Origin of the sequence: Aquimarina brevivitae, assembly GCF_004216895.1 — a bacterium.
Lineage (GTDB): Bacteria > Bacteroidota > Bacteroidia > Flavobacteriales > Flavobacteriaceae > Aquimarina > Aquimarina brevivitae.
This window is the reverse complement of the sequence record NZ_SGXE01000007.1, coordinates 118,214-129,670: the sequence shown is the minus strand read 5'-3', so window position 1 is coordinate 129,670 and position 11,457 is coordinate 118,214. Positions and strand designations below refer to the sequence as shown.

Genomic DNA, 11,457 nt, shown 5'->3' with positions numbered 1-11,457 from the left:
GCTACGCTAGCTAGTACCATTGATATTAATTGTTATGGAGAAGCTACTGGGGCGATACAGGTAAATGTAACGGGAGGTCCAATAGATCCTAATACAGGAACGTATTATCCTTACACTTACCGATGGTCGAGACAAGACGATCCTAGTTTTGTAGCCGATACAGAAGATTTGGAGAATTTACCAGCTGGGACTTATGAACTAGTGGTCATTGATGAGAACCTGTGTACCACCCCACTATCGGAGCCGGTGGTACTAACTCAACCCGAAGCACCATTATCCATCACCAATGTGGTAGCTACGAATTTAACGGGCTATCAGACAGCAAACGGAAGTATCACTTTAGATGTTGAAGGCGGTACACCCCCGTATAGTTACCAGTGGCGTAATACCGAGGATGCCAGCTTTAGTGCTACCACACAGGATATTGAGAATTTAAGTATAGGGGCATACGAACTTGTGGTTACCGATGCTGCAGGCTGTACTACTAATATATCAAGACAGCTGACTCAGCCAGAGGAGCTGATCGCATCGATCATTCCGTTAACCGAAGCCCAGCAGATTCAATGTTATGGAGAACAGACTTTGGTTCCCCTGCAGGTTACAGTGAGCGGAGGAGTAAGAGGATATAGTTACCAGTGGTATGAACAGAATGATCCAGAAAGTATTCTTTATACCTCATACATTACCGAAACGCTAATGGTAGGCACTTATGTGGTAATAGTAACAGATGCTAATGGTAATCAAGCTCAATCAAGCTACGTGGTCGAAGAACCCGCTGCCTTAGAGATGACCGAATCAGTAACCGATATCTTGTGTTATAACGAACCAGAAGGAGCTATAGATATCACTGTTAGCGGAGGCGTACCACCGTATCAATATTACTGGAGTAATGGAGAAAATACTGAAGACCTGGACCAGCTGCGTGCAGGAGACTATAGCATAACTGTGGTGGATGCCAACTTATGTTCACTTACCAGAACAATCACAATCACACAACAACCAGCATTGTTTGTAAGTATTGATAGACAATACCCTTCTTCAAGTAGTGTAAGAGACGGTGTTATTGAAGCTACCGTTACCGGAGGCGTACCGCCATATCAATACCAATGGTTTGATACGCAGGGCGAACCTTTAGCTACGACCACAAGTATACTCTATAACGTAGGATCAGAACAATACGGATTAGTAGTTACGGATACCAATGGATGTGAGTTGGTTATAGCAGACATTGATTTGTATGAACCACCAGCACTAGAAGTTAGTATTGAGGCGCAGAGCGTAATCGCCTGTAATGGAAACACCAATACGGGTAGCTTAAGGGCTATCGTATCAGGAGGAGTACCCTTTAACTCGAGTATTGGTTATGAATACCAGTGGTATGATGCACAGACCAACACTCCATTAGCCAGTCAAAGTGCTCAATTATCAGGTATAGGAGTAGGGCTGTATGTTGTAGCCGTTACTGATGCTGTAGGAACCACGGTACGTAGTGCGATCTTTAGTTTTCAGGAGCCTGAAGCACTATCCATTGCATTTACTACAGATTATATCAATTGTGGCGACGGAGCAGATTGGACTATAGAGGCGCTGGTTACCGGAGGTACGGCTCCATATCAATACCGATGGAGTACAGGAGAGATAACCCATAGTTTAGCCGAAGTAGTAGCAGGGAGCTACCAGGTAATAGTTACCGACGCACGGGGATGTAGTACAGAGGGCGAAGTAGCTATCACTGTTCCAGAACCATTAGGTTTATCGTATAGGACCACTATCCCAACCTGTTATGAAGGCTGTGATGGTCAGATTGACATTGAGATTCAGGGTGGAGCTCCACCCTATAGTTACCAGTGGAGCACGGGAGATACAAGCCAGGACCTGACCAATAGTTGTGCAGGTGAGTATACGGTTGTGGTTACAGACGCTAAGGGTTGTCAGCTTACCGATACCATTACACTAGCCAACCCAGCACCAATAGCCTTGGAGTTGGGTGAAGATATTACCTTGTGTGCAGCCCAAAGCGTTACTTTAGATGCTACAGTAGCCGATGGTGTATCCTACAGTTGGACATCCACCAATGGATTTACCAGTACAAACGCTGTTATCGAAGTAGCCACGGCTGGGATTTATGAAGTAACTGTAGTAGCCAGCAATGGATGTAGCGCGTCAGATACTATTTTTATAGATACTACAACGGATGCTATCCAGGCAGATTTTATCGCCTCGACTCAGGTTTTTGCAGGTGAACAGTTTGTGGTGGTTAATATCAGTGAGCCACAGCCGGATTGGGTGGTTTGGGAATTGCCAGAAGCAGCGACCCAAGTTTATCAAGACGATAACTATGCTGAAATGGTGATCCATGAACCCGGAGAGTACGAGGTAAGCCTGTACATCGAGAGTGGTCTGTGTACAGACATTCAAACCAAACGAATTGTAGTGGTGGAGCGAGAGTTTGATCCAGATGACAACAATTCAAATCCCGATACAACACCAGATATTAAGGTAGACTATAGCATTTACCCTAATCCCACCTCTGATGGTAGGTTTAGTATTGATGTTACCCTACCACTGGTACTTCCGGTAAGTGTCAAGATCTTTACAATGATCAATAACCGTCAGGTTGCATCAAGCAGAGAACAAGGACGAGATCAGTATGTAATGGATTATGATCTTTCCGGACTACCTTCGGGTATTTACTTTATACTATTAGAAACACAAGGCCATAGCCAGGTGAGGAAACTGATGATAGAGTAATCGTTAAAGTTCCTTATATAATAAAAAAAAAGGAAAAAACCTGATCAAAACATACATTTGATCAGGTTTTTTCATTCGCATTAATCAATATAATTTTCAAAATATTTCTTAGTTAAAAAAAAGAAAGTTTCACTGTATACAGGGAGTTTTGCAATAGAGGTAAAGAATAGATTTGTGATTATAAACTTCACATAAATTTATCTATTTACAATGAAAAAAATCAGCTTATTAGTATTCGTAATTACCTTGTTCTCTTGTTCAACAGATCATTATGATGATGACATCTTAACAGAAGCAAACACAGATCTAATAAAAATATTAGAGGAGAATGATATAGACCCTCAAAAAGTAGTCATCACTGATGAATATGTTATTCTCGAGGGTGATATTGGGATTCCAATTTCAGCTATATTAGAGGATGCTAGAGCAGGAAAAGGTAATATTTCAAAACAAGCATTAAGGGATAAAAGCACTTTTGAAGGAGGTCGAGTAAGTAATGAATACAATAACAGAATTAGAATAGCTATGGCTGCAGATATGCGCCCAGATTGGATGGAAGCTTTGCGCCAAGCAATTAATAGATTCAATGAAATCAATGAATGTAGAATACATTATACGTACGTAACTGGTAGCGCTCATACCTATATCTCATATAAAAATCTGAATGGTACCATAGGATTTGGTGAATGGCCTCAAAAAACCATTCATAGTAATTTGAAAACCTACAGAAAGCCTGGATCTAAAATTCATATTCACCCCAATCAAAAAAATCAATCGCTAAATCTTAAAATTGAATTGTTATTACACGAAATGGGTCATACACTGGGATTTGAACATACCTTTAAAGATGCAAATCATAGAGCACAGTATAGTTCAAACTATGATGGAGATCATATAAGTGGTACTCCAATATATGATCCCTTATCAGTAATGGCTCCTGCTATTGCTCACGACAACGGTCAGTTTTCTTATTATGATAAAATAGCTTTACAAAAAGTATATGTAGGACCCTTTATAAATGATTTTGAGCATACTATTTCTGGAACAAACTATGCAGATGTATTTAGCTATGTTACCTATACGACAAATGTCATAAACTCAAGCTATAATTACAAGTGGGAATATAAGTATCCAAATTCTTCTTCGTGGGGGCGTTTACCAAATTCGAGCAGTAGTAACACTACGGTTAGGTTTAAAATGACAAGTTATTTGGCACCACATCGAACTAACACTTTTAGAGTACGTTGCACCATTACCAAACCTAATGGAGATGTGAGTAGGGATCATTTTTCAACTAGAGTAGATGGAATTGACATCCATCATTAAACTAATGGTATGCCTCCTATTTGAATAGGAGGCTCATTTTCTTTTATTGAAAAATAACCCAAGAGGAAGTACAACAAAAATAAAAAGGTACCATCCTGTAACGATTCCTATTATTGTAATTAGTGCCGCTATACCCAAAATCCAACTATTTTTTTTAGACCAATTCATCTTCATATATATATTTCTTATTATTTTATTTACAAAGTTTAACAAAACTTTAATCAGATAAATAAGGCAGTATCCACGCCTTTAAATTCATAGTATATTCTTCCATATTTATTTCAAATATGGATTTAAAACATTGTTATTCAGTTATTTGAAAAGTGTTTAACTTTTGTATTGAGCTAACATTTAACATAATGCTTCTCTTTTTTCGTAAGCACCAGCCATAATTATTATAAGATTTATTTTCTATTTTAGAGCAGGTAAAGAATTTATATCAAGACTTTATCTGATAAATTAAGTATTCACTCAATCAAATTTACAAGCTAATATGAAACGGAGAGAATTTGTTCAATATGCAGGCTTGGGGGCAGGAGCGTTAATGATGCCTTCATTACTGTTAGGAAATAATATTTCTGCAGAAGCCTTGTTGGATCCAGGAATGGATGTAGCTATCAAAAAGGCTTTAGCAGATGTGGCATTAAACACAGCCAAATCCTTAGGAGCCTCTTATGCAGATGTACGTATCGGTAGGTATTTAAATCAATATGTTTTCACTAGAGAGGATAAGGTGCAAAATGTTGTCAATACAGAATCTTTTGGAGTTGGTATTCGTGTTATAGCCAACGGTACCTGGGGATTTGCCTCCACCAACAATGTATCTGATGACGGTATTAAAAAAGCTACCAATCAAGCAGTAGCCATCGCTAAAGCCAACGCTAAAATCCAAAAGGAAGAAGTGAAATTGGCTCCCGTAGAATCTCACGGTGAGGTGACCTGGAAAACTCCAATTAAAAAGGATTTCAAAGAAGTTCCAGTATCAGAAAAAGTAGACCTTTTATTAAGTGCCAACGCAGCTGCTCAACAGAACGGTGCTAACTTTGTAAACTCGGCACTATTTATGGTCAACGAGCAAAAGTATTTTGCTTCTACCGAAGGATCTTATATCGATCAGGATGTTCATCGTATTTGGCCAACATTTGGGGTGACTGCTATTGATCGTTCCACAGGAAAGTTCAAATCCCGTCAGGCTTTAAGCGCGCCAATGGGAATGGGTTATGAATATATGGATGGATTGGCTAGTGAAAAGATTAAGGGACCAGATGATTTAATCTTATATCGTAACAGCTATGATATCATTGAGGATGCTACAATGGCTGCTAAGCAAGCCAAGCAAATGTTAACGGCTAAGTCAGTTGAAGCAGGTAAATATGATCTCGTTTTAGAGCCTAATCATTTAGGATTAACGATTCATGAATCTGTTGGACATCCGCTGGAGTTAGATAGAGTTCTTGGCTACGAAGCTAACTATGCAGGAACAAGTTTCGCAACCCTTGATAAATGGAAATCAAAAGATTTTGAATACGGTAGTAATATCGTTAACCTAGTTGCGGATAAAGTACAGCCTGGTTCTTTAGGGGCTGTAGGTTATGATGATGAAGGTGTAAAAACTAAGAAATGGGATTTGGTACGCGATGGAGTTTTAGTTAATTATCAAGCGATTAGAGATCAGGTGCATATGATTGATCAAAATGAATCTCACGGTTGTTGTTATGCACAAAGCTGGAATGACGTACAGTTTCAACGTATGCCAAACGTTTCCTTAGAACCTGGAAAAGAAAAGTATTCAATTGATGATATGATCAAAGATGTAGAAAAAGGAATCTATATCGCTGGTAGAGGATCGTATTCTATTGATCAACAGCGTTATAATTTCCAATTTGGAGGAACGGTTTTTTATGAAATTAAAGACGGAAAGATTGTAGGTATGCTTGATGATGTAGCCTATCAGTCAAATACACAGGAGTTTTGGAATTCTTGTGTTAAGATATGTGATGAGAGTGATTATAGATTATTCGGATCATTCTTTGACGGTAAAGGGCAACCTTCTCAGGTAAGTGCGGTTTCACATGGTAGTTCTACAGCACGTTTTAATGGCGTCAATGTAATCAACACCGGAAGAAAAATTTAATTTTTGTTCATTTCAAATTAAAAAACATCATGGCAATATATACAAAAGAAGAAGCGAAACAGATCATGGAAAAAGCCCTCAGTTTTTCTAAAGCTGATGGTTGTGTGATCAATATGAGCGGAAGCGAAAGTGGTAATATTCGATACGCCAGAAATACAGTAACCACTTCAGGACATAGATCAAACCAAACTTTGGTTGTCCAATCAAATTTTGGAAAAAAATCAGGAACAGCTACTATAGATGAGTTCGATGATAAATCCTTAGAAAAGGTAGTACGCAGAGCGGAGGAGTTGGCTAAGCTTTCACCAGAAAGCCCAGAATTCATGGATCCACTTGGACCACAAACCTATGATGACTCGTTAACCTTTAAGGAGTCAACAGCCAACGTCTCTCCAGAATATAGAGCGGAAGTTGCGGCAAAGAGTATTAATCCTGCCGCAGCAAAGGATGTAACCGCTGCTGGGTTTTTTAATGATTCTGCTGGATTTAGCGCTATGCTAAATTCTAATGGATTGTTTGCCTATAATAAGTCCACCAATATGGATTTTACCGTTACCATGCGTACAAAAGACGGTACTGGATCTGGTTGGGTAACTAGAGACTATAACGATATTACGCAATTTGATGCAGCAGAGGCTTCTAAAGTGGCAATTGATAAGGCTATAATGTCGAGTAAGGCAAAGGCAATTGAGCCTGGAAAATATACAGTGATTTTGGAACCCGCTGCGTCCGTAGGGCTATTAGGTAATATGGGTAGAGCCTTTGATGCACGTACTGCAGATGAAGGAAGAAGCTTTATGTCTAAAGAAGGAGGCGGAACCAAATTAGGAGAAAAAATTGTAGATGAACGTGTCAATATTTGGTCAGACCCTCTGGATCCTCGGGTTCCTACAGGTACTTGGGATGGTTCTGGACAGCCGGTTAAAAAGATGCAATGGATTGAAAACGGCGCCGTAAAGAATCTAGCCTATAGTAGATACTGGGCAAAAGAAAAAGGCGTAAATCCGGTTCCTTTTCCATCTAACTTTATTATGGAAGGTGGCGATGCTTCCTTGGAAGATTTAATTAAAGATACCAAAAAAGGGATTTTAGTAACTCGATTATGGTATATCAGAGGAGTAGACCCACAAACGTTACTATATACTGGGCTGACCAGAGATGGAACGTTTTATATCGAAAATGGTAAGATTAAGCACCCTGTAAAGAACTTCAGATTTAATGAGAGTCCTATTATTATGCTTAATAACCTAGAAAAATTAGGAAAGCAAGTTAGGATTGACGGTAACCTGGTTCCGTATATGAAAATACGAGACTTTACCTTTACAAGTTTATCCGACGCAGTTTAGAAGTCATAACAATATTCAACACACTTAGTCTTGCAACTGCAGGACTAAGTGTGCTTGTTTTTAGTTTAAAATACTATTGAATAGTCAGTTTTTTTTTACCAGATTGCAGTATGAGTCAGGAGATTGGGATGTAGATCAGCGTATGCCATCCAATCTGTTAAACTCTTTAGTGGAGTATACCACCCTACCTGTTGATACCCAAGAAAAGATTATTCCTTTAAGCAGCGATGAAATTTTTAAAAGTCCTTTTTGTTATTTATCAGGGCATAAATTAGTACAGTTTACAAAAAAGGAAAAAGAAAATTTCAAAGCTTATGTCAACAATGGTGGATTTGTTTTTGTGGATGATTGTAATCACGATATAGACGGATTATTTTCCAAATCTTTTGTGAGACAGATGGACGAAATCTTTGGTAAAGATGAGTTAAAAAAAATTCCGAATAATCACGAAATATATACTTCATTTTTTGAATTTGAAGATGGGCCACCTACCACTTCTCAGGAGCTCAATGGGTGGGGAGATGATTTGGTACATGATTATCTAAAAGCTATAGAGGTTGATGGAAGGATCGGAGTACTATTTAGTAATAAAGACTATGGATGCGAGTGGGATTATGATTTTAGAAATAAACGATGGTATAAAATTGATAATACACGATTTGGGGTCAATATCGTAATGTATGCGATGATGTCATAAGTAATTGAATATGAGCAAAGATTTAAAAAGTATAGAACAAGAAGTTAATAGTTTGGTTGACAAGCTAAGCCAGCTAAAAATGGAGATTGGTAAAATTATCATAGGGCAAGAGGCGATCGTCGATCAATTGCTAATTACTTTTTTGGCAGGAGGACATGCCTTATTAGAGGGCGTTCCTGGATTAGCAAAAACCCTAATGATTAGGACCTTAGCGCAAGCTATAGATCTTAAATTTAAACGGATACAATTTACTCCAGATTTAATGCCTTCTGATATTATTGGTACCGAAATTTTGGAAGAAGATCATACTACAGGAAAGAAATTCTTTGCCTTTAACAAAGGTCCTATTTTTTCGAATATAATCTTAGCGGATGAAATCAATAGAACACCTCCTAAAACACAGGCAGCACTACTTGAAGCCATGCAGGAGTTTGAGGTGACTTATGCCAATCAAACCTATGAATTAGACAAGCCCTTTTTCATTTTAGCTACCCAAAATCCGATCGAACAATCAGGTACTTTTGTGCTACCCGAAGCACAGCAAGACCGTTTTTTACTATATATAAAGGTGAAGTATCCCACAGCGACCGAAGAAATAGAAATCTTAAAAGCTACTACCGGAATCCAGAAAAAAGAAATTAATAGGGTAATTACAGGGGAGGAAATAATTCGACTGCAAAACTTGGTAAAAGAAGTTCCGATAAGCGATGAATTAGTACAGTATGTAAGTAATGTAGTTAGGGCGACACGGCCAGATAGTACCACAAACGATTATGTGAAAAACTGGGTAGAGTGGGGTGCTGGTCCTAGAGCGGGTCAGGCCATGATTGTAACCGCAAAAGCCAAGGCTTTACTGAGCGGTAGAACTTCAGTACTACCAACAGATATTAAAGAAGTAGCGTACCCAGTATTACGCCATAGAATTATTATCAATTTTAGAGCCGAAGCAGAAGGGATTACTGCTGATGATGTAACTACCCAGATCTTAAATTCAACTCAATTAACCGCATAAGTGAACTCCAACAATTACAAATCGCTACTTGTACCGGATATTATAAATAGTGTATCCGGATTAGCCCTAATCGCTAGGGTCATAGTAGATCGTTTTTATTCGGGGATTCATCATAGTAAAAAAACAGCTTCAGGTATGGAGTTTAGCCAGTATCGAAATTATGAACCAGGGGATGATTTGAGACTTTTGGATTGGAAAATGCTGGCCAGATCTACGCGATACTATATTAAACAAGCAGAACAGGATTCTAATGTAGTGGTAAAGTTCATTATCGATGCTAGTGCTTCCATGTCCTTTAAAGAAAATGAGATTAGTAAATTAGAGTATGCTAAGGTTTTAGCGGCAACCTTGGGTTACTTGTCAAATAAACAAGGTGATGAAATAGGGGTTTATGCATTAAACAATACATCTGAAATTAAGTTGTATCCCAAAATTAATAAGCAACATTACAACAGGTTTCTTCAGGCCTTGCTTACCATTACTAGTGAAGGCATTTGGCCAAAAGAATCTTCTGCCAGCGCTACGCTACATTCAAGAGGGAAAAAAGAACTTATTTTCTTTATTACCGATATGTATCAAGAACATGGGGAGTTGAGTAAGTTTTTAAAGGAGCTCAAAACACTAAGAAATGAAGTTTTAGTGTTGCATTTAATATCAAAAAAAGAACAGAATTTAGGATATCAAGGGGTGGTAACTTTTGAAGATTTAGAAACCGGTAAGCGAATTAAAGTGGATGCCAATGCATCTCGCCAGCAGTACGTCAAAAACTGGGAAAAATCTATAGCATTACACAAAAAAGAGCTAGCTGATCGGGCAATCGGTTATCACACCATTTCATTAGATGATAATATCTCTGAGGTAATTCATCATTTTGTTAAACAACGTAATAGATTACACTAATGCAATTTTTGTTTCCTACATATTTATGGGGGTTGTTAGGTTTGGCAGTACCTATCATCATTCATTTGTGGAGCAAAAAAGAAGGAAAGGTGATAAAAATAGGAAGTATTCAAAACCTGCAAGCCTCAGAAACAAAAAGAGCAAGTAGCATACAGTTAAATGAACTTCTTCTGTTACTGCTTAGGTTATTAATAGTTGGATTGATCGTGCTAGCCATAGCACAACCGGTCATACAAGGCAATAAAGAACGATTGACACTTACATACATCATTGAACCTTCTTTACTTAATGATCAGGGTGTGAATAACATAATTACGGCTGCTGAATCAAACTATGATGTTAGGTTATTACAGCCCGACTTACCTCGGTATGATAGTTCAGTGGATGTCGCTGTTTTAGATGTACATCCTCCTGATTATTGGCAAGTAGTACCAAAACTAAACCAGTTGCCAACAGATAGTATCATAGTACTCAGCAAAGGTTTAGTGACAGGAATTAAAGGTAAACGTCCGGAATTATCTAAAAAAATAAATTGGATTAAAATCGATCCCAAAAAAGCTTCCAGTAGTGAAACCTTTGCTGTGATGCAACAAGAAGAAGAGTTTGTAGCTTGGAAGGCAATTCTACGTAATCATAATTTACAATTTCAAAAATCAAAACTTCAAAAAAAGGAGCTCAAGGAATTTGGTAAAGATAGCTTGCAGTTGAATAACAAAGCGTTGCCCTTATTGAAGAGAGATAAGCTTATCGTTAACATTCATGCTTCAGATAGTTTACAAAGTCAGGTTAAATTTATAAAAGCTAGTCTCAAAGCTATAGCGACTTATACCAGTAGCATTATTGATATTTCAAATATTAATAAAGAAAGTGATGCTATATCAAATTGCGATTTACTAATTTGGCTAGATCAAACTGCCGCGCCAGCGATGGACTCCATTCCGGTTTTAATTTTTAAACCAGATCCACTAGCGAATTTGATTATCGAGGCATCTCATCAGCCAAATAGGTATTACCTAACAGCCGCGTTAACTAAAGAAAACAGTATTGATAAAAATTTCGCAACCCAAATAGCGACCTTGTTACACCCATATGAAGCAATTGAACCTTTAGTATCTAATATGGATCAGCGCAGCTTGGATCAGGAACAATTTAAACCCGAATCGAAGCATCGAAAATTGAATAAAAACTACCAAATGATTGATACCTTGAGTTTGTCTTCTTGGTTTTGGCTAGCTATTGTAGTAATTTTCATGGTAGAACGGATCTTAGCAATGTATAAAAAACAGTAGCG

The 11,457-nt window shown here is 38.1% G+C and carries 8 protein-coding genes; all 8 read left to right on the top strand.

Annotated features, from left to right (window positions below):
* Positions 1–2,751, top strand: a 2,751-nt coding sequence (locus EV197_RS16465; protein ID WP_130287905.1) for a T9SS type A sorting domain-containing protein, incomplete at its 5' end; no start/stop codon positions are given.
* Between the two features lie 210 nt (positions 2,752–2,961).
* Complete coding sequence (locus EV197_RS16460) at positions 2,962–4,077, top strand: M57 family metalloprotease (protein WP_130287904.1); 1,116 nt, start codon at positions 2,962–2,964, stop codon at positions 4,075–4,077.
* 493 nt (positions 4,078–4,570) lie between these two features.
* The gene (locus EV197_RS16455) at positions 4,571–6,211 is read left to right on the top strand and encodes a TldD/PmbA family protein (protein ID WP_130287903.1); all 1,641 of its coding nucleotides are present in this window, start codon (positions 4,571–4,573) and stop codon (positions 6,209–6,211) included.
* A gap of 29 nt (positions 6,212–6,240) precedes the next feature.
* Entirely contained in the window at positions 6,241–7,557 is a 1,317-nt protein-coding gene (locus tag EV197_RS16450; protein ID WP_130287902.1) for a TldD/PmbA family protein, read from the top strand.
* Positions 7,558–7,633: 76 nt separating this feature from the next.
* A complete protein-coding gene (locus tag EV197_RS16445) occupies positions 7,634–8,254 on the top strand; it encodes a DUF4159 domain-containing protein (protein WP_130287901.1) in 621 nt (206 codons plus the stop codon).
* A gap of 10 nt (positions 8,255–8,264) precedes the next feature.
* Entirely contained in the window at positions 8,265–9,266 is a 1,002-nt protein-coding gene (locus tag EV197_RS16440) for an AAA family ATPase (RefSeq protein WP_130287900.1), read from the top strand.
* Positions 9,267–10,166 carry a DUF58 domain-containing protein gene (locus EV197_RS16435; protein ID WP_130287899.1) on the top strand — a complete coding sequence of 300 codons (900 nt, stop codon included), beginning with the start codon at positions 9,267–9,269 and terminating at the stop codon, positions 10,164–10,166.
* Positions 10,166–11,455, top strand: coding sequence for a BatA domain-containing protein (locus tag EV197_RS16430; protein ID WP_130287898.1), 1,290 nt, complete (start codon positions 10,166–10,168; stop codon positions 11,453–11,455). Before EV197_RS16435 ends, EV197_RS16430 begins: the two co-directional genes overlap by 1 nt.
* Positions 11,456–11,457: the final 2 nt, after the last annotated feature.

What these genes read in the sequence shown, in the direction of transcription:
- EV197_RS16460 (WP_130287904.1), top strand. Translation starts at nt 2,962, where the DNA reads ATGAAAAAAATCAGCTTATTAGTATTCGTAATTACCTTGTTCTCTTGT.
- EV197_RS16455 (WP_130287903.1), top strand. Translation starts at nt 4,571, where the DNA reads ATGAAACGGAGAGAATTTGTTCAATATGCAGGCTTGGGGGCAGGAGCG.
- EV197_RS16450 (WP_130287902.1), top strand. Translation starts at nt 6,241, where the DNA reads ATGGCAATATATACAAAAGAAGAAGCGAAACAGATCATGGAAAAAGCC.
- EV197_RS16440 (WP_130287900.1), top strand. Translation starts at nt 8,265, where the DNA reads ATGAGCAAAGATTTAAAAAGTATAGAACAAGAAGTTAATAGTTTGGTT.
- EV197_RS16430 (WP_130287898.1), top strand. Translation starts at nt 10,166, where the DNA reads ATGCAATTTTTGTTTCCTACATATTTATGGGGGTTGTTAGGTTTGGCA.